Origin of the sequence: Streptomyces sp. NPDC001508, from assembly GCF_040298665.1 — a bacterium.
Classification (GTDB): domain Bacteria; phylum Actinomycetota; class Actinomycetes; order Streptomycetales; family Streptomycetaceae; genus Streptomyces.
Window position 1 is genome coordinate 1 of the sequence record NZ_JBEPAP010000057.1, and the last position, 17949, is coordinate 17949.

Consider the following 17949-nt stretch of genomic DNA (forward strand, 5'->3'; position numbering starts at 1 on the left):
GGCGGCGACCAGCACATCACGCTCCCGCCCGGAGGCAAGGTATACAGCGCGGTGAACCTCTTCGACTACGGCTCGAAGAACCACACGGCGCGCTCCTTCGCCATCGCGCTGCGCGGCGCGGACGGTCACCACGGCCCCTTCTACTCCGTCGCCATCAAGGGCGAGAAGCCGCAGTTCAGCTGGAACGAGGCCGACGTGCTGAACTGGAGCACCAAGAAGCCGTACGACTTCTGACGGCCCGTCGGCCGGCGACTCGGCGAGACCGCGACCACGCCCCGAACAGCCCACGAGTCCGGACCGATCACAATCGGTCCGGACTCGCTCGCGTCCGCGGCGGATCCGGATGTTCATACACGCGATGACGTGTCAACGGCGGCGAGGCGCCTGGGTCACCCGCTCAGCGCGCCGGGAGGGGCAGGACCCCCAGGTGACCGGCTGCCGCCCGCAGGGGCGGGCATGGGCAGCTTATTTCGGCCTGCCTGACACAGATTCGTCTGACCCACTCGCAGGTCGCGAGCGCATGGGCTGCACCGCGCCGACGCAGATCGCCGCCGAAGCGCTCAAGGAGGTGTACTTCCAGGGCGGCGGCCGCCGCGCCGGGTGCACGCCGCGTGGCGGATGTCGAGGGTTGTCCGCAGGTGGATACGGGGGCCTGCCGGATGGCCTGCGCCCTGCGTGCGCGGTCAGGCTGTCGGGCATGACAAAGAGCCCCCGGACCCTGCTCAAGATCTTTGTGCTGGCGGGAGTGACCGCGGTACTGGCGACCCGTGCCTTCCTCGCCCTGACGGGTTACCCCAAGCTGGGCGGGGGCACGGGGCCGGGCAGCCACCTGCACATCGCACACATGCTGTGGGGCGGTCTACTCATGCTCGTGGCACTGGTCTCGCTGCTGCTCGTGCCGACGGCCCGCGTGCGGCTGTGGGGCGGCGCGGTGGCCGGGGGCGCCGGCTTCGGGTTGTTCATCGACGAGGTCGGCAAGCTCGTCACCGACATCGGTTACTTCTACCGCCCGGCGGCCGGGATCATCTACCTCTCATTCGCCGCGCTGGCCGCCCTCGCCTGGCATACGGACGGCCCGACCGGCACGCCAACGAGGCACACGCTGCGCGCTGCCGCAGACCGCGTCGCGAGGAGCCGGCCGCTGATCGCCGCCGTCATCGCCTATACCGCTGCGCACGGCTGCCTGCTGCTCGGTGGGATCGCCGCCGAAGCCGCCGCGGGTGACCTGGCCGGCGAGCGCGAGTGGGGCGCAGTCAGTGCGGCGGCTGGATGCGCGGCCGCCACGGTGGCGCTGAGCACACGGGGCCTGCTCCTGTGGCGCCGGGATCGCCCCGCCGCACTGCGGGTGCTGCGCGCATCGCTACTCGTGGACCTGCTGCTCGGGCAGGCCTTCCTGTTCGTCATCAACCAGTTCTCGGCCGTGACCGGATGGGCCATCGGCCTGGTGCAGCTCTGGGTGCTCTCGGCCGAGCTGAGGCTGCTCGACGCCACCACAGAAAGAAGAGGCCACCGAGATCCCCGCCCGCAGAACCGTCTCGCCTGCGCTGAGACCACGCCCGCCGACTCGCCTGCTCAACTCCGCCAACCAGAACGCCCCGTCGCCAACTGAAGCCCCGGCGAAAGCGGTCTTGATGACCGTGGCCTCGGCTTCGGCCTCCACTGTGGTGATCGACCCGTCGGTGAAATGAAAGCCGAGTTCGGCATCTGGCACTGCCCGGCAGGCGACCTGCCCGGCTGTGGGTGTCTTTCGGGGCGAATACACGGCTCCTGTCTGCGGTTTCCCCGTGATCTGCCAGCGGCGGGCAAGTTCGTCGTCGTGGCGTCAAGACGGTCAGCCGTAACACCCTGCTGAGACTGATTGCCTCGCTACCTGATCCGCCCACCGCCATGCCCCGCGTGGTCGGTGTGGACGAATACGCCCAGCGCAAGGGCAGATGTACGGAACTGCGCTCGTCGACATCGAAACACATCGTCCGATCGACCTCCTTCCCGACCGGGAGGCGGACACGCTCGCGGCCTCGCTCGCTGAGCCGCCCGGCATTGAGACCGTCTGCCGTGACTGCGCCCCCTTCTTAGCCGACGGCGCCACCCGCGGTGCGCGGCGCAGGGCCAGCTCAGCAAGCGGTGGTCGCGATGCGCATCTCGTCCCGGCGAGCGGACTGGGGGTCTTCCAAGCCCGCCGTACCAGGTGGTGGAAGGGAGGTGCCGCTCGTCCTGCACGCCGTGTGAGTGTCAGGCCTCAGTCCGAGTTCTGCTTCCTCTGGAGCGCGGCCAGCTCGTCGAACGTACGGATCAGGACTGCGCGTCGCTTGTCCTTGTAACCCGATGAGACCTCCAACTCGTCGATGTAGCCCTCCCACACCGCCATGTAGGTCTTCTTCCACCCCTCGACCACATCAGCCTCAGGCAGTGATGCCCCTGCGTAACCCTGCCGCGCCAGGAGGCTCAGCAACTCCAAGTTGGCCGGCACCGCGACTCCCCAGTACTCGTCGGGTTCGATCTCGACCGGGTCGCCGGCCATCGCGTCCGCGACCTCGGTGATGAGCCGGTCCGTGAGGATCGACAGGTGGTCTGCGGCCGTGTCGTTCTCGAAGTTGCCAGTTCCCCAGTCGCCCACGGGGTCTCCTCTGCTCGCCGGGTGGTCGTTCGCAAGAGTTGTATCAGCGTGTACTGACAACCAGGCCGCACGGAGGTGCGGCAGGCCGGAAATCCTGGGCCGCATCATGTGGCGGGGTCGCCGATTCTTCGAGCCAAGTGGCCGTCCAGTGCCGGAAGTTGGAGGTCCCGGTGCGCGGGCCGGACAGTGCAGGTGCGGGCGGAGGATCCGAAACCCTCGGCGGACTCGGGCCGGGGTGAGCCGGTCGGGCGCCTTCGGTTTCTCCTCTGCCAATTCACTCACCCGGTCCGCAGCCTGGACCGCCCGGTGCGGCCGCGACAGATCAACAAGTACTGCTATGTGCCGGCCGTCCAGTCCGGCAGCCACGTCCACACCTCCGGCCGGCTGCCGCTCGTCGACGGCAAGCTTCCTTTGGCCGGCAAGGTCGGAGCCGACGTGGCACCCGACGACGCCCAGGACCTGGCCCGCATATGCGTGCTCACCGCTTTGGCCGCCGTGAAGGCCCTGGTCGGGGACCTGGGCCGCGTCCACCGGGTGGTGAAGGTGATCGGATACGGCGCCTCCGCGCCCGAGTTCACCGGCCGGCCCGGCGTCGTCAACGGAGCCAGCGAACTGCTCGCGGCGGTTCTCGGTGACCAGGGTCCGCACGCCCGCAGCGCGGTCGGTGTGGCCGCCCTGCCTCTCGACGCCCCCGTCGAGGTCGGGATCCACTGTGAACTCAGCCACTGACCACCGCCCAGTGCAAAGTGCCCCGTGATACCCGAGGCGAAGGTGGTGCCCCTCCCCGCCGTGACAGCGAGCAAGAAGCCGAGCGGTCTCCGGGTCTGATCGGGGCACGGGAACCGGTGCCAGGCTGTGAAGCACGGCGGGGGATCCCGCTACGGCCGGACCGTCGTTCAGGGTTCTGTGGTGAGGGGCTTCAGGCGTCGGATGCCGGCGTCGACGTCTGCGGCGGAGGGCGCGGCCACGTAGCTGAGGCGGATGTGCGGGGCGCTGTTGTCGGTGGAGTAGTAGTTCTCTCCCGGTGTGATCGCGACGCCGTGCGCCATGGCGGCGGACGCGAGCTGCCGGCCGTCGAGGTGGCCCGGCAGTGAGACCCAGAGGTGATAGCCGCCGCGCGGCCGGAGGGCCAAAGCGTGCGGGCCGAACGTCGCTGCGACGGCGTCAGCGGCGACGTACCGGCGCTGCTCCAGGGCCGTGGCGAGCGTGGCCAGGGTGCGCTTCCAGCCCGGGGCGGTCACGACGTCGAGAGCGGTGTACTGGAGCGGAGCGGGCACGAACATCGTGTCGATGACGTGTGCGGCGCGCAGTTTCGCCACCACGGGCCCGCGGGCGGCGAGTGCGCCCACCCGCAGGTTCGGCGAGGTCACTTTGGTCAGCGACCGGATGTGGATGACGGTTCCGTCGGGGTCGTCGGCGATCATCGGTGGCGGTGGCGGGCCGGCGTCCGCGTGCGTCATGTGCCGGGCGAAGTCGTCCTCGATGACGAACGCCCCGTGCCGGCGCGCGATGCCCAGGATGTCGTTCTGCCGGCTCACCGAAAGGCTTGCACCGGTGGGGTTCTGGAAGAGCGGCTGCAGGACGACGGCTTGTGCCCTGGTGCGGGTGAGCGCGTCGTCGAGGTAGTCGGCCCGGATCCCTTCCTGATCGAGAGGGACGGGGATGGGACGCAGTCCGGCGGCGCGGATCGCCGCAATTGTTCCCGGATAGGCCGGAGACTCGATGACGACGGGGGCGCCGGGCGGGCACAGGGCACGCAGGGTGGTCGCCAGGGCGCTCTGGCCCGCACTGCAGATGAGGACGTCGTGGCGGCTGAGGCCGCCGCCGATGTCGGAGGCGAACCAGTCACGCAGTTCGGGGATCCCGCCGACCGGCGGCCGGTCCCATGCCTCCGCGCGCCGTGCGGTGCGGGAGAAGGCGGCGCTGAGCTTGCTGAGCGGCTGGAGTTCGGGGTGGAGGTAGCCGCCGTTGAGATCGATGATGTCCGGCCCGCTGGTGGTCAGCGTGCTCAGCATCGCAGCGGTCTTGAAACTGCGCGCGGGACCTGTACCGCCGGTCAGTTCGAGGGCCGCCTCCTGCCAGGAGGTGTCCCCGGCACGCTGCCTGGGCTGTGTCTCGGTGCGATAGGTGCCGGCACCGGGGCGAGTAGTGATCAGCCCACGCTGCGTCAGGATGGCCAGGGAACGGGAAACAGTAGTAGCACTCACTCCGAAGCGGCTGATGAGGTCCCGATGGGTCGGGATGCGCGTCCCAGCAGGGGTGTTCTCAATCTCCCGGGCGAGCGTCTCAGCCAGCTCTTGCGCACTGCTACCGTTGGACATGAGTAACGAGCGTAGCGCTATCGCACCAACTCCAGTATCGCTACTGTCGAACGGGACGGTTCTGGCCGCCCTCGGCGTACTGAGCTTCTCCCTGAGCTTCCCGGGGACCGTGTTCGCCCTCGACGGCTTCGGCTCGTGGAGTGCGGCCGGTGTACGCGGCGTCATCGCGGCCCTGATCGCAGGTGTGGCGCTCCTCGCCACGCGCGCCCCACGGCCCGTCCGCGCCGACTGGCCCGCGCTCACGGTGGTCGCCGTCGGATGCGCGCTCGGTTTTCCGCTGCTGACGACGTTCGCCCTCCAGACCTCGTCCTCGGCGCACTCCGCGGTCGTCATCGGCGCGCTCCCCATGGCCACCGCGATGATCTCCGCCGCCCGCACGCGCCGCCGGGAACCGAAGGCGTTCTGGGCGGCGGCCGGGCTCGGCGGGGCGACCATCATCACGTTCACGCTGCTGCAGAACAACGGGGCGCCGACCATTGCCGATCTCTGTCTCTTCGGCGCGCTGCTGCTGTGCGCGGCCGGCTATGCCGAAGGCGGGCGGCTGTCCGCACACCTGCCGGGCTGGCAGGTCATCGCCTGGGGTGTCGTGATCGCCGCCCCTGTGAACCTGGCTGTGACCGCGTGGGCCCTGTCGCACGAACCCGTGCACCTGACGGCGAAGGCTGTGGCCGGCATGGCCTACATCGCGGCCGTCTCGCAGTTCGGCGGGTTCGTCCTCTGGTACCGCGGCATGGGCCTGATCGGTGTCGCCAAGGCGAGCCAGATCCAGCTCGCCCAGCCGCTGCTGACCCTCTTGTGGTCCGTGCTCCTGCTCGGTGAGCACGTCGGCCCGGTCGTCCCGATGACCGCCGTCATAGTGCTCGCCTGCATCGTCGTCACCCAGCGGGCGAAGAGGTGAGGTGAGGTCCCCGGTACCAGCCTCCGGCGTAGAGGTTCCCGCTGGACCTGACCACGGCCACCTCGTTCATCAACTTCGGAGCCTTCCCCGGCTTCGCCCTGGTGAACCTCTGCGTGATCGCGCATCTGGTCCGCGAGCGCGGGCAGGGCCGCAGCCCGAACCTCTTCTCGTATGGGGCGATGCCGCTGATCGGAGCCGGCATATCCGTCTACCTGCTCACCAAGCTCGGGGACGTCGCGCTGAGGATCGGCGGCGTGTGGCTGGCGATCGGCGTCGGCTACCTGGCCTGCCTCACGAAGGGCTTCCGGCGGCCCGCGCCGGAGATGACCTTCGACGACGGTACCGAGGAACCGGCACCGGATGCCGTCACCGTGTAACGCCGGCCCCGCTCCTGGAGTTGGACCATGACCGGCACCTGCGCCCCCGCCCGCCTGCGCACCCTCGTGGTCAGGCCCCGCGCCCTCGGCACCCCCTTCGACGGGCCATCGGCCCCGGCCAACGCGATCACCGACGTGCCGGGTATGCAGGTCACCGTCACCCTCATCGAGGGCGACGATGTGTGCACCAGCGTCACCGCGACCCTGTCGCGCGGCCGGGACGGCGTGGGGGCGCCGGTGGCGGCCGGTGTAGGCAATCCGGTCGACCGGGGCAGGAAGGGCAGCAAACTGCATGTGCTGGCCGATGCCCAGGGCTCACCCCTGGCGCTCGGTGTGTCCGGGGCGAACGTCCACGAAGTCACGTCTGCCCGGCGCTGTGTGGTGCGCGCGCTCCCTAGAGACGAGTAGGTCCCAAGTGGGGTGTGGTTGCGGCCCGGCAGGCAACCGGGCAGCCCAAGGGTCAGGCGCGGTGGGCGGCCCAGACGGTGCGCTCGGTGCGTACGGCGAGGTCGTCGCGGTGCAGGATGCTGTGCGGGCTGTTGACGTCCAGGAGTTCGTCGAGGGCGGCGAGGTCCTCAGGGCTGAGTGCGGGTGCGGCGGCGCCGCGGATGCGTTGCAGGCTGCCGTGCGCGTAGCGGCCGACGGCCTCGCTGCGGTTGCCCGCGATGTTGACGGTGATGGTGCGCTCGTCCTCGACGTTGAATCCGGCGGCGGCCAGCATCGGCCCCCAGTCGGCGCCGCGGTGCGGGACGTGTTCAGCGTGGAAGCTGTCGGTCGCTTTGTGGGCGCGCTCTTCGAGTCCCGGTCGGCCTTCAGGGGCGTCGGCGGGCAGGAAGCGGGGGAAGCCGTCCAGCTCGACGACGGCGAACAGCCCGTCCGGCGCGAGAAGTTCGTGGACGCTACGCAGTGCGCGGTCGGGGTGGGCCATGTGGTGCATCGACGCGGAGGCCCACACCAGGTCCGGTGTGCCGAGGTCGGGCCAATGACTGGTGTCGAGGTCGGCCTGCACGGTGCGCACCCGGTCCGAGACGCCGCGGGCGCATGCCTTCTCGCGCAGGAGCTTCAGGTGGCCGGCGGAGGCGTCGACCGCGGTGACGTGCGCCTCGGGGAAGCGTTCGAGGAGCGCGAAGGTGCCCGCGCCAGTGCCGCAGCCCAGGTCCACGATCTGGCGCGGCTCGACCTTCAGTGGCAGCCAGGCGGTGATGGATGCGATGTGCTCGGCGAGGACCTCGGCGTCCAGGTCGAGGATCTCCGCCTGCCCGCTGTCGCCGTCCTGCTGAGTGCCACCATGACCACCACCGTGGCCGTGCCCGTGGTGGCCGATGTCGCCGTGGGGAGTGTGCTGGTGCGCTTGGGTCATGGCACCACCGTAAGACCGTCATGCGCATGAAGCACGACCGCTTGCGGTATGCGCAAGAAGATGGCTTGGTGCGCTGCCCGCCACGCAAGACGGCCCCCTCGCGCGGACGCTCGACACTGCCGGGAGCTGCTACTCGCAGCGCCCCTGCGCGCCGTCGCACTCGCTGCTGTCGCCGGTGTCGCGTTGGTGGCCGCGGCGGGCGTCGCGGTCGAAGATGCCCACGATCTCGCACGGGCCGCCCTCGGCTCCGATCGCGTGCGGCATCATGGTGGGGAACTCGGCGGCCTGGTTGGTCTCGACGCGGAACCGGCGGTGGCCGAGCATGAGGATCGCGGTACCGGAGAGCACGACGAGCCATTCGTGGCCGGGATGGGCGCGCATGCGGGCGGGATTGTCGGGCGGAGGTTCGGTCATGCGCTGACGCATGACGCTCATGCCGGGGTCGCCCTTTATGGGCCAGCGCATCAGGCCGTGGGTGCCGTCGATCATCGGGCTGATGACGACGTCGTCGGCGGCGTTCTCCACGAGCTGGTCCAGGGTGGTGTCCAGGGCGCGGGCGAGGGTGACGAGCTGGTCCAGGGCGAGGCGGCGCTGTCCGTTCTCGATTCGGCTCAGCGAGGACTGGCTGAGGTTGGCACGGGTGGCCAGTTCTTCCAGGGACCAGCCCTGTGCGACGCGCAGTGCGCGGATCCGTTTGCGTACGAGGCTGTCCAGCGCCCCATCTTCTTGCGTCATAGGCAACATGGTATGCCTTTACTGCAATACGGGCTTAACGTCGAACACAGATGGTCCAGCACGGGGGCCAGGTACGACGAAAGGGCGCGACATGTGTGCGCAGACTTCCCGCTGCGAGAGCGACACCCTGCCCGCCGAGACGGTGGACGTGGTGGTGATCGGCGGCGGCGCCGCGGGCCTGAACGGCGCGCTGATGCTCGGACGCTCGCGCCGCTCGGTCGTCGTGATCGACAGCGGCACCCCGCGCAACGCACCTGCCGCAGCGATGCACGGCTTCATCGTCCTGGACGGCACCCCGCCGCCCGAGATCCTCAAGCGCGGACGCCAGCAGGTCCGCGAACACGGCGGGCAGATCGTCTTCGGTGAAGTCGCCTCCGCCGAGCCCGCTGAAGCGGTCGAGGGCGATCTGCGGTTCACCGTCACCCTCGCCGACGGCCGCAGCGTGACCGCGCGCCGCGTCCTGGTGGCCACCGGTCTGCGCGACGTACTGCCCGAGGTGCCGGGCCCGGCCGAGCACTGGGGCCACAGCGTCGTGCACTGCCCCTACTGCCACGGCTGGGAAGTGCGCGACGAGTCCATCGGCATCCTCGCCACCAGCCCCGCCTCCCTCCACCACACACTGCTGTTCCGTCAGCTGACCGACGACCTCGTGTACTTCACCCATGGCACCGACCTGGACGAGGGCACGCGCGCCCGGTTCGCCGCCCGCAACATCCGCATCGTCGAGACCGAGGTACGGGAGGTCGTCGAGGAGGATGGCGCCCGGGCCGGTCTGCGCCTGGTGGACGGCACCTCCGTCGCCCGGCGCGTGATCGCGGTGGCCACCCGGTTACAGGCCCGCACCGAGGGCCTGGACGGGCTGAAGCTGCCGATGGAGGACCTGCCCGACAACATGGGCCGCCGCTTCGCCTCCGCCATGGCCGGCACCACCGACGTCACCGGCGTGTGGGTGGCCGGCAATGCCACCGATCTGACCGCGCAGGTCGGTGCGTCCGCCGCGGCCGGCGCCCTGGCCGGATCCCACATCAACGCTCTGCCGGCCACCGCCGATACCGCCGCGGCCCTCGCCGCCGCCCAGGCCGCGATCACCCCCGACCGCCCCTCGGCCTGATCCGCGCGGACCGCAGCCGGCGGTCCGCGCGACGAGCCTCCTGCTCCACCCTTCATTGGCGACCGGCCCTGTCCCGGCGCTGATTCTTCATGCCCTTTTTGAGAGGAAATCATGAGTAGCAACCAGACTCCCCAGGCGGCGGCCGTACCAGTCGGCGGCGGGGGTGCGCCGGATGCGCGTCAGCTGCGCGCGATCCTGATCAGCGTCTCGATCGCGCTGATGGCCGTCATCGCGTCGGTGTCCGGTCTGAACGTCGCCCAGACCCACATGGCCGTCGAATGGGGTGCCTCGCAGACCACTGTCCTGTGGATCATCAATATCTACACCCTTGCCCTGGCCGCCCTGCTGCTGCCGCTCGGTGCGATCGGTGACCGATGGGGCCGCAAGCCCATGCTGATCACCGGGCTGATCATCTTCGGAGCGGCCGGCGTCGTCGCCGGGCTCGCCCCGTCGGCCGCAGTGATGATCGGCGCCCGCGTGGCCGCGGGCATCAGCGCCGCGATGATCATGCCGATCACACTTGCCGTCATCACCTCCACGTTCCCCGAGGAGGAACGAGGCAAGGCGATCGGCGTGTGGACCGGTGTCGCCGGCGGCGGCGGCATCCTGGGCATGTTCCTCTCCGCGGTCCTCGTGGACGTCGCGGACTGGCGGTGGCTGTTCGTGCTGCCCGTGGTACTGGTCGTCGTCGCGCTGGCGATGACCCTGAAGTCGGTGCCCAACTCCCGCGAGCGCTCCACCCATTCCTTCGACACCATCGGTGCATTGGTGTCCACCATCGCCGTGATCGGACTCATCTTTGTCCTGCAAGAAGGCCCCGAGCGCGGCTGGACCGACCCCGTCTCCCTGATCAGCCTGGCCGTCGGCGTCGTCGCCGCCATCGCCTTCGTGGCCTGGGAGCTGCACCGCCGCGACGCATCACTGCTGGACGTACGCCTCTTCCGTGAGCGTGGCCTGGCCGGCGGCTCCATCACACTGCTCGTCGTCTTCGGCGTCCAGGCCGGCATCGCCGTCGTCATCTTCCCGTTTTTCCAGGCCGTGCTGGGCTGGTCGGGCCTGCTGTCCACCGTGGCGATGATGCCCATGGCCATCATGATGATGATGACGTCCGGCCTGGCCCCCAAGATGGCCGCCAAGATCGGCGCCCGCTCCACCATGACCGTGGGCGTCGCCATGTCCACCCTCGGCCTCGCACTGATGGCGCTGTTCGCCTCCGTCGACGGCGGCTACCTGTCCATCCTCGTCGGCATGCTCACCATGGGCATCGGCATGGGCCTGTCCATGACGCCCTCCACCGAGGCCATCACCAGCTCCCTGCCCCGCGCCAAGCAAGGTGTGGCCTCCGCCCTCAACGACGTCACCCGCGAATTCGGCACCGCCCTGGGCGTCGCGATGCTCGGCGCGCTGTTGGCCAACGGCTACCACAGCGCCATGGACGACAAGCTCGGAGGCATCCCCCAAAAGGCCGCGGACACCGCACGCGAAGGCATCGCCAACGCCGTCGAGGTAGCCCCGAGCACTGGCAGCCAGGCCCAGGGCCTGATCCACACTGCGCAGCAGTCCTTCGTCGACGGCTGGCAGCAGGCCATGTGGGCAGGCGTCGCCGTCATGGGCGTGCTGCTCGTCTACATCGCTCTTCGCGGGCCGAAGGGCTCAGACCCCGCCATCACGGACGAGGCGGAGACCACGGAGATCGTCGCCGTCCGATGACCGCGTAACAACTGGGCGGATCGTCCGTCAGGCGTTAGGCACCGCGATACCGCGGTGCCTAACGCTCCAGCTCAGCAGTGCACGTCGCAACGGGGACACCCATGCCGAACGAGCTCCTGGACACCTTCATCACCGGACCGTACGTGAAGATCGACGCCGAGCTCACGGAGACCCGATGGCTGGGCAGACCACCGCAGTTGAGCGACTCCGAGCTGGTGTGTCTCGCGGTGGCACAGGCTCTGCCGGGCTTCGCCTCGGAGGCCCGCTGGCTGCGGTTCGCCCGCACCAACCTCACGCCGATGTTTCCGTGTCTGCCCCAGCGGCCCGGATACACCAAGCGGCGGGAGTGTCATGCATCAGGTGTGAGCCTCCGTGAAGGAGTCGCCTGATGAGTACGACGACGGATCACCGGATCGAGGCCTGCGGCAGCGTGTCGCTTGCCGTGGACGGCGGCAGTGTTCAGGGTGCCGACGTGAGGTCGATGCCCGTGTCGCCGAACAGTCTGTCCAGCCGGCCGCCGTCGCCGCGGAACTCAACGGCCGCCCACGCAAAACCCTCGGCTGGGAAACCCCAGCCGAGCGCCTGCATCCACTGCTCGCGGCCTGATCAACACAACCATGTGTTGTGACGACCCCTGGAAACCGCCTACTGGGCCGCGCCCTTGGTGCCGAGACGGTCGGCAGCGGCTGCGAGGACGCTGTGCCGGCTGTCCGCACCGGGACCGGGCGGACCGGGACCCGGTCTGGCCTTCCCCCGGACGGCGGCAAGGAATCTCCCGCTTCCGGGGACCGCGAGTAGCCACGACGACTGGCCGCGGCCGCCACCGCCCGAGGCTCCGCGGACGTCGTGGACGCGGACCGGGATGACCTCTGGGGGGTCGTGGCCGACGCCGGGCCCGAGCGCATGACGGTCTTGCTCGCTGAGCCGCAGGAGTCTGCTCCGGTAGTTGCCGCGGGTGCTCTCTCGCACGTGGGGGCAGCCGATCGCGAGGAACCGTTCGATCACCTCGTGGGAGAGCCAGACTTCTGCTTGTCAGGTCCACTTGTCCCCGCTGGACTACCTGTCCTGCCCCGTGTCCTTATGCGCAGCAACTGCCCTCGCACGGACTGGCCGCGCATACCCGCCCTGGGCCACGCGCCGCTGCGCGGCCTCGGAGTCCCTGCGGCGATCGCCGCCGACCTGGGGGTGAACCCGGAGACGCTGCGCAACTGGATCCGTGACGCGGGCGCCAGCCGTCCGCGTGACCGTCGGGCGGTCGCCTCGATGCGACCGCCCACGCGTTCGATTCTCGGCATGCAACCGGTGAGAAAACTGCGCGCACCCGTCTTGACGCACCCCGAAGGGGGAGCCTAGCGTTCGTGATAACGCATTATTAGATCGTGATAACGCGATCGGGAGGCGTTCCCACCACACTTCCGTTGGAGGAGAGGGGGGTTTATGGAATCCATGGGGATTTCCGCCCACGACATCATTATGAGGTTTGCAGGGCACAGTAGAAAGCAGACAGTTCTCGAAGACCTCGAGGTCGACATCGCGCCCGGCAGTTTCGTCACTCTGCTGGGCCCTTCCGGGTGCGGAAAGAGCACCCTGCTCAAAATCATCGGCGGAATTCTCGCGCCGACAGCCGGGGACGTCTCCATCGGCGGCATGCCCGCCGCGGAGGCCGTGAAGGGCAGGCGTATCGGTCTCGTACCGCAGCGCCCAGCCCTGCTGCCGTGGAAGTCTGCGCTGCAGAACGCAAGCATGCTCCGCCAGATCGCCACCCGTGAGAGCCGGCAGGAGACGAAGGACGCAGCACAGCGCGCGCTCCAGCTCGTCGGTCTCGCCGGCTCCGGCGACAAGCTGCCGCACGAACTCTCCGGCGGCATGGCGCAGCGCGTCTCCATCGCCCGCGCCCTGGCCATGGACCCGGCAATTCTGCTGATGGACGAGCCGTTCGGAGCCCTGGACGCCATTACGCGGGACGAGATGAACGAAAAGCTCGCGGAGATCTGGGCGACCACCGGAAAAACGGTCGTCTTCGTCACCCACTCCCTCTCGGAAGCGGTATTCCTCTCCGACACCGTGCACGTGATGGGCCGCACCCCGGGTCCGTTTCTCGAGACGCTCGAGATCAATCTTCCGCGGCCCCGCACACGGGGCGTCCTCGACGAGCCCGCATTCGGCGAATACGCCTCCCGGCTGCGCGCGCACCTCGAGCCGAAAGTGGCGGCCTGATATGACGCTCACTCAGCAGAATGTGAAGACGACGACCGACGCCGAGGCCGGCCGAGAAGGCGGCGCGTGGCGGTCGTGGCTCTCCAGGGCATGGCCCAGCATGGCGGTGTTCGCAGGCACCTTCGTCCTGTGGGAACTCGCCGTCGACATCTTCGGGATCTCTAGCTTCGAACTGGCGAAGCCCAGCGAGTTCCTCGGCGAGATGGGACGCTCGAGCGACCTGCTGCTGGAGGCGAGCTGGGTGACGACCCAGGAGATCCTCTACGGCTTCCTGCTCAGCCTCGCCGTCGGCGTGCTGATCGCTGTGCTGATCGTCCGCTTCGCCTGGCTGGAGCGCGCCCTCTACCCGCTGATCGTCCTCTTCCAGGTCGTGCCCAAGGTGGCACTCGCCCCCATCTTCATCCTGTGGTTCGGCTACGGCCTCGCGCCCAAGCTCCTGCTCATCGTGGTCATCGCCTTCTTCCCGGTCACACTCAACATGATCGTCGGGCTGAAGGCAGTCGACCAGGATCTGATCCTGCTCATGCGGTCCGTGGGCTCCAACCGGAACCAGATCCTCGCCCGTATCCAGATCCCGACCTCGCTGCCGTACCTCTTCGCCGGCATGCGCATCGCGATCACACTCGCCGTCATCGGCGCCGTGGTCGCTGAGTTCGCGGGAGCCGAGAACGGCCTCGGCTATCTCATCCAGTTCGCCTCCACGCAGCTGGACACACCACTCATGTTCGCTGCCCTGACCCTCGTGTCCCTGCTCGGCCTGATCCTCTACTACGGGCTGTCACTCATCGAGTTCGCCCTGCGGAAGTGGTTCCCGCACATCGCGGCCTGATGCGCACCGACCACGGCTCTCGCACCTCCTCATCCGCCAGGAGCCACTATGTTCACCTCCACCAAACCCCCGGCCACTGCCCCGGGGAAGCCCGCCAGGACATATGCGAAGAAGGCGGCCATCGCCGCCGCGGCCGCCGCAGCGCTCCTTCTCTCCGCGTGCGGCGGCAAGGCGGGCGGCGACGCCGGCTCCGCCGACGGCCTCGACACCGTCACGGTGCAGCTCGACTACCAGCTGCGCGGCGACCACGGCATATTCCACGTCGCCGACAAGCTCGGCTACTTCAAGCAGCAGGGTATCGATGTCGAGGCCATCAAGACCGGCACAGGCTCGTCGAACGCCCTGCGACTCGTCGGCACCGGACGCGCGGACTTCGGCTTCGCCGACCTGCCCTCGCTCGTCACCGCCCGCTCCCAGAACATCCCGGTGAAGGCGCTGGCGGTCGTCAACCAGCACTCGCCGCTGGCCATGTGTTCCGTGAAGAAGGACGTGGAGCTGAAGTCGATCGATGACCTGAAGGGCCTGACGGCGGGCATTCACCCCGCCGGCTCGACCTTCATCTTCTACCAGGCGCTCCTCTCCGCCAACGGCATGGAGCGCAAGGACCTCCGAGAGGTCACCGTCACCCCGCCGTACGAGAACTACCTCATCAAGGGCAAGGTCGACACCGTTCCCTGCTACATCGACGCCGAGGTGCCGCAGCTGGAGGACGCCGCGGGCGGCGAGGGCTCGCTCGACGTGATGCTCGGCTCGGATCACGGCTACAAGGTCTACGGATCCGGCCTGTTCACCAGTGACGAGATGGTCAAGGACGATCCCGACCTCGTCCAGCGCTTCACCAACGCTTACCTCAGGGCGTTCAGGTACGTCATCGACAATCCCGAGAAGACCGCGAAGATCCTCGCCGACTCCTCCCCGGAGTACCGCGACCAGGCCGGCCTCTTCCAGCGGCAGCTGCAGGCAGACATCGACCACACCTTCACCAGCGACGCCACCGAGAAGAACGGGCTCGGCGCCATGGACGCACAGGTGTGGCAGGCCACCATCGACACCCTCGCCGACCAGCAGGTGCTCAAGGGCAGTCCGCCCGCCGTCGAGGACATCTACACCCCGGTCTTCGTCGAGAAGTCCTCGAAGTGACCCAGGGCCGTCCGGCCTGACCAACGAGGGGAAGCGGAGCAATGGAAACCACGAGCAACAGGCGAGGACGCCACGCGGAGGTGTCAGGCGCGGGCTTCGCCGGCCTCACGGCCGCGACCGCGCTCGCACAGCGCGGATGGACGGTGCGGATACACGAGATGGGGGCCGAACTGCGCGAGCAGGGTGCGGGCATCGTCCTGTGGCACAACAGCCTCAAGGTCCTCAAGGCCATCGGCGCCTACGACGAGGTGATGGCCGACTCGATGACACCGCCCTGGTACGAGACGCGGTTCCAGCACGACAGTCTGTCGCACGAGGACTTCGGCGGACTGCCCTGGCGCACGCTGACCAGGCCACACCTGCACAAGTCCCTGCTCAATGCCGCCCTGCGGGCCGGAGTGGAGATCTGCACCGGCTCCGAGGTGGTCTCCGCCGACCCGCGCGGCCGGATCACCCTCGCCTCCGGCGAGACCCTGGACGCCGACCTCGTGGTGGGTGCCGACGGGGTGAAGTCGAAGGTGCGCGACTCGATCGGGTTCGCACAGGAGCGGTGGAAGTCGGGCGATGGCATCATCCGGCTCCTGGTACCCCGCCATCGGGCCGAACTCGGCCCCGGTGAATGGGACAACGTCATCGACTTCTGGAACCTCGACCCGCGCTATCTGCGCGTGCTCTACGTGCCCTGCAACGAGCGCGAGCTTTACATCGCCCTCGGCGCCCCCCGGGACGATGAGCAAGGCAGCCGGACACCGATCGACCTTGACCTGTGGACATCGGCCTACCCCGAGCTGACCCCCGTGCTGCGGTCCGCGGCACAGGCCCGGGACCCCCGCTACTACGGATACGAGACCACCTACGTCGCAGAGTGGCGCCGCGGGGTGGTCGCCCTGGTGGGCGATGCCGCGCACGCCATGCCGCCCGCGCTCGCCCAGGGCGCCGGCTGCGCGATGGCGAACGCCTACACCCTGGCCGTGGCCGCCACCGAGGCCGCGGACGGTGAACTCGAGGAGGCGATGGAGCGCTGGGAGCAGCTGGAGCGGCCCTTCACCGATCGCTGCCAGCAGCGCTCGGCCGACTTCGCCGCGACCCGGCGCATGGCCGAGGGCAGCCAGTTCACGCTGGAGAACCTCGAGACCGCGATCTACGACCCGACCAACCCCAACCGCCACGCACTGTCGGTGTCCGTGGCGCGGCCCTGAGGAGATGAACGCGATGACGGCAGAGAAAGCGGTGACCAGCAACTACCAGGTGCGGCGCTGGGTCGGCCTGGTCGAGCAGACCCTGCACGAGAACGGCCCCGTCGCCGGGAAGCCGCTGGTCAAGGCGGTCTGCGGCGTCGTGATCAAGAATCCGTTCGCCGGGCGCTACGTCGACGACCTGACCGCGCTCACCGAGCCGAGCGCCGCGCTGGGGACGGCACTTGGCCGACGGGCCGTCGCCCTGCTCGGCGGGGCCGAGGTGGAGAGCTACGGCAAGGGCGGGCTGGCCGGCCTGGACGGCGAGCAGGAGCATGTCGTCGCCTGCGTCACCACCGTCTTCGGCGACGCACTGCGCGAAGCCGTGGGCGGCGGAGCGGCATGGATCTCCTCGGCGACCAAGACGGCCGCCGCGGGCGCGAGCATCGACATACCCCTCGCTTACAAGGACGAACTCTATGTCCGCTCGCACTACGACGCGGCGACGGTGTCGATACCCGATGTACCGCGCCCGGACGAGCTGTTCATCTGCGTGGCCGTCGCCAGCGGTGGTCGCGTACACGAGCGGGTCGGCGGGCTGACCGCGGCCGGGGCCCTCGCCGCGGCACACCGCTGACCACGCCCGCAGACTTCCGTACCGAACGAAAGGTCAGGCATGTCTTCCAGCGATGCCCTCCACTCCCAGGACGACTCGATCGCCAACGTCCTGGACAACCTCGCCCGGGCCCACCGGATCCTGGAGATGGAGGGACACGGCGATATGTCCATGGGCCATTTCTCCTACCGGGACCCGCACGGCCGCGGCCTGTGGCTGAAGCGGGGCAACCTCGGTCTGGAGGAGGTCCGCGCCGAGGACTACATCCTCATCGACTTCGACGGCAACGTCCTCGAAGGACAGGGGCTGCGCCATCTCGAATGGCCGCTGCACGCGGAGATCATGCGCGCCCGCCCCGACGTCCAGGTGGTCGGCCACTCCCACCCGTTCCACGCCACGGTCTTCGGTGCCTCCACCGCCAAGCTGCAGCCGGTCAACAACCACGGAGTGTGGTTCGCCGAGCACGGCGTCCCGCGCTTCGACGCGACAAGCCACATCATCACCACCCCGGACCTTGGCAAGGCGATCGCCCAGGTCCTCGGCGACGCCGAGGCCGTTCTGATGGCCAACCACGGAGCCTCGTTCGTCGGCCGCAACGTCAAGGACGCCACCCTGGCGGGGATCTTCCTGGAGTGGGCCGCCAAGTTCCAGCTCTCCCTGGCCGCCTCCGGGCTGCCGTACGAGGCACCGGACGCAGAGGAGACCAGCGAGAAGCACCGCCGCATCTACCCCGAGCGGGCCAGGGACAACTACTGGATGTACTTCAACCGCAAGCTCGACCGCCTCGAGACGGGAGTCGCCGGCTGACCGTCCGCCCACCCGCCATCCGCAAGGAGGATTCAC

The 17949-nt window shown here is 69.0% G+C and carries 17 protein-coding genes and 3 pseudogenes; 15 read left to right on the plus strand and 5 right to left on the minus strand.

Going from position 1 to position 17949, the window contains the following annotated elements:
• Window positions 1-234 (plus strand): annotated as a pseudogene (locus ABT245_RS35095) (DUF4232 domain-containing protein); the annotation flags it as partial.
• Window positions 235-697: 463 nt separating this feature from the next.
• Window positions 698-1609 carry a hypothetical protein gene (locus ABT245_RS35100; RefSeq protein WP_351741842.1) on the plus strand — a complete coding sequence of 304 codons (912 nt, stop codon included), beginning with the start codon at window positions 698-700 and terminating at the stop codon, window positions 1607-1609.
• 630 nt (window positions 1610-2239) lie between these two features.
• On the opposite strand, the gene ABT245_RS35110 is transcribed toward ABT245_RS35100, so the two are convergent.
• Both ABT245_RS35110 and ABT245_RS35115 read right to left on the minus strand, forming a co-directional pair.
• A complete protein-coding gene (locus ABT245_RS35110; protein WP_351741966.1) occupies window positions 2240-2617 on the minus strand; it encodes a DUF4259 domain-containing protein in 378 nt (125 codons plus the stop codon).
• 114 nt (window positions 2618-2731) lie between these two features.
• Window positions 2732-2881, minus strand: a pseudogene (locus ABT245_RS35115) (NF041680 family putative transposase); the annotation flags it as partial.
• Window positions 2882-2923: 42 nt separating this feature from the next.
• Between ABT245_RS35115 and ABT245_RS35120 the strand changes: the two are divergent.
• Entirely contained in the window at window positions 2924-3346 is a 423-nt protein-coding gene (locus tag ABT245_RS35120; protein ID WP_351741845.1) for a RidA family protein, read from the plus strand.
• Window positions 3347-3513: 167 nt separating this feature from the next.
• On the opposite strand, the gene ABT245_RS35125 is transcribed toward ABT245_RS35120, so the two are convergent.
• A complete protein-coding gene (locus tag ABT245_RS35125) occupies window positions 3514-4938 on the minus strand; it encodes an aminotransferase-like domain-containing protein (protein ID WP_351741847.1) in 1425 nt (474 codons plus the stop codon).
• On the opposite strand from ABT245_RS35125, the gene ABT245_RS35130 reads away from it, so the two are divergent.
• The 3 genes from ABT245_RS35130 (at window position 4937) to ABT245_RS46290 (ending at window position 6621) form a co-directional block, all read left to right on the plus strand.
• On the plus strand, window positions 4937-5836 hold the full coding sequence (locus ABT245_RS35130; protein ID WP_351741850.1) for a DMT family transporter: 900 nt from the start codon (window positions 4937-4939) through the stop codon (window positions 5834-5836). The genes ABT245_RS35125 and ABT245_RS35130 overlap by 2 nt on opposite strands.
• Before the next feature lie 113 nt (window positions 5837-5949).
• Entirely contained in the window at window positions 5950-6213 is a 264-nt protein-coding gene (locus tag ABT245_RS35135) for a hypothetical protein (protein WP_351741852.1), read from the plus strand.
• Window positions 6214-6240: 27 nt separating this feature from the next.
• Window positions 6241-6621: a hypothetical protein gene (locus tag ABT245_RS46290; RefSeq protein ID WP_502982255.1), complete on the plus strand. Its 381-nt coding sequence runs from the start codon at window positions 6241-6243 to the stop codon at window positions 6619-6621.
• A 52-nt stretch (window positions 6622-6673) separates the two neighbouring features.
• On the opposite strand, the gene ABT245_RS35145 is transcribed toward ABT245_RS46290, so the two are convergent.
• Complete coding sequence (locus ABT245_RS35145) at window positions 6674-7573, minus strand: class I SAM-dependent methyltransferase (RefSeq protein ID WP_351741854.1); 900 nt, start codon at window positions 7571-7573, stop codon at window positions 6674-6676.
• Between the two features lie 129 nt (window positions 7574-7702).
• A complete protein-coding gene (locus ABT245_RS35150; RefSeq protein WP_351741857.1) occupies window positions 7703-8308 on the minus strand; it encodes a helix-turn-helix domain-containing protein in 606 nt (201 codons plus the stop codon).
• A gap of 91 nt (window positions 8309-8399) precedes the next feature.
• Here ABT245_RS35150 and ABT245_RS35155 point away from each other — a divergent pair, with 91 nt between their 5' ends.
• From ABT245_RS35155 to ABT245_RS35195, 9 genes and pseudogenes are all read left to right on the plus strand, one after another.
• Window positions 8400-9419, plus strand: a complete 1020-nt coding sequence (locus ABT245_RS35155) for an NAD(P)/FAD-dependent oxidoreductase (RefSeq protein WP_351741859.1) — start codon at window positions 8400-8402, stop codon at window positions 9417-9419.
• A 111-nt stretch (window positions 9420-9530) separates the two neighbouring features.
• Window positions 9531-11129, plus strand: a complete 1599-nt coding sequence (locus tag ABT245_RS35160) for an MFS transporter (protein ID WP_351741862.1) — start codon at window positions 9531-9533, stop codon at window positions 11127-11129.
• Between the two features lie 101 nt (window positions 11130-11230).
• A pseudogene (locus ABT245_RS46295) lies at window positions 11231-11470 on the plus strand (IS982 family transposase); the annotation flags it as partial.
• A gap of 1096 nt (window positions 11471-12566) precedes the next feature.
• A complete protein-coding gene (locus ABT245_RS35170; RefSeq protein ID WP_351741864.1) occupies window positions 12567-13346 on the plus strand; it encodes an ABC transporter ATP-binding protein in 780 nt (259 codons plus the stop codon).
• A 1-nt stretch (window position 13347) separates the two neighbouring features.
• Window positions 13348-14175, plus strand: coding sequence for an ABC transporter permease (locus ABT245_RS35175; protein ID WP_351741867.1), 828 nt, complete (start codon window positions 13348-13350; stop codon window positions 14173-14175).
• Between the two features lie 48 nt (window positions 14176-14223).
• Window positions 14224-15315 (plus strand): ABC transporter substrate-binding protein, encoded by a 1092-nt coding sequence (locus ABT245_RS35180; protein WP_351741869.1) that lies wholly within the window; start codon window positions 14224-14226, stop codon window positions 15313-15315.
• Between the two features lie 41 nt (window positions 15316-15356).
• Window positions 15357-16514, plus strand: coding sequence for an FAD-dependent oxidoreductase (locus tag ABT245_RS35185; protein ID WP_351741871.1), 1158 nt, complete (start codon window positions 15357-15359; stop codon window positions 16512-16514).
• Between the two features lie 13 nt (window positions 16515-16527).
• On the plus strand, window positions 16528-17127 hold the full coding sequence (locus ABT245_RS35190; RefSeq protein WP_351741874.1) for an amino acid synthesis family protein: 600 nt from the start codon (window positions 16528-16530) through the stop codon (window positions 17125-17127).
• Window positions 17128-17166: 39 nt separating this feature from the next.
• Window positions 17167-17913 (plus strand): class II aldolase/adducin family protein, encoded by a 747-nt coding sequence (locus ABT245_RS35195; protein ID WP_351741876.1) that lies wholly within the window; start codon window positions 17167-17169, stop codon window positions 17911-17913.
• Window positions 17914-17949 lie beyond the last annotated feature (36 nt).

Coding starts and splice junctions, on each gene's coding strand:
- ABT245_RS35150 (WP_351741857.1), bottom strand. CDS start 8,308: ATGACGCAAGAAGATGGGGCGCTGGACAGCCTCGTACGCAAACGGATC.
- ABT245_RS35180 (WP_351741869.1), top strand. CDS start 14,224: ATGTTCACCTCCACCAAACCCCCGGCCACTGCCCCGGGGAAGCCCGCC.
- ABT245_RS46290 (WP_502982255.1), top strand. CDS start 6,241: ATGACCGGCACCTGCGCCCCCGCCCGCCTGCGCACCCTCGTGGTCAGG.
- ABT245_RS35195 (WP_351741876.1), top strand. CDS start 17,167: ATGTCTTCCAGCGATGCCCTCCACTCCCAGGACGACTCGATCGCCAAC.
- ABT245_RS35125 (WP_351741847.1), bottom strand. CDS start 4,938: ATGTCCAACGGTAGCAGTGCGCAAGAGCTGGCTGAGACGCTCGCCCGG.
- ABT245_RS35190 (WP_351741874.1), top strand. CDS start 16,528: ATGACGGCAGAGAAAGCGGTGACCAGCAACTACCAGGTGCGGCGCTGG.
- ABT245_RS35155 (WP_351741859.1), top strand. CDS start 8,400: ATGTGTGCGCAGACTTCCCGCTGCGAGAGCGACACCCTGCCCGCCGAG.
- ABT245_RS35160 (WP_351741862.1), top strand. CDS start 9,531: ATGAGTAGCAACCAGACTCCCCAGGCGGCGGCCGTACCAGTCGGCGGC.
- ABT245_RS35175 (WP_351741867.1), top strand. CDS start 13,348: ATGACGCTCACTCAGCAGAATGTGAAGACGACGACCGACGCCGAGGCC.
- ABT245_RS35100 (WP_351741842.1), top strand. CDS start 698: ATGACAAAGAGCCCCCGGACCCTGCTCAAGATCTTTGTGCTGGCGGGA.
- ABT245_RS35145 (WP_351741854.1), bottom strand. CDS start 7,573: ATGACCCAAGCGCACCAGCACACTCCCCACGGCGACATCGGCCACCAC.
- ABT245_RS35130 (WP_351741850.1), top strand. CDS start 4,937: ATGAGTAACGAGCGTAGCGCTATCGCACCAACTCCAGTATCGCTACTG.
- ABT245_RS35185 (WP_351741871.1), top strand. CDS start 15,357: ATGGAAACCACGAGCAACAGGCGAGGACGCCACGCGGAGGTGTCAGGC.
- ABT245_RS35170 (WP_351741864.1), top strand. CDS start 12,567: ATGGAATCCATGGGGATTTCCGCCCACGACATCATTATGAGGTTTGCA.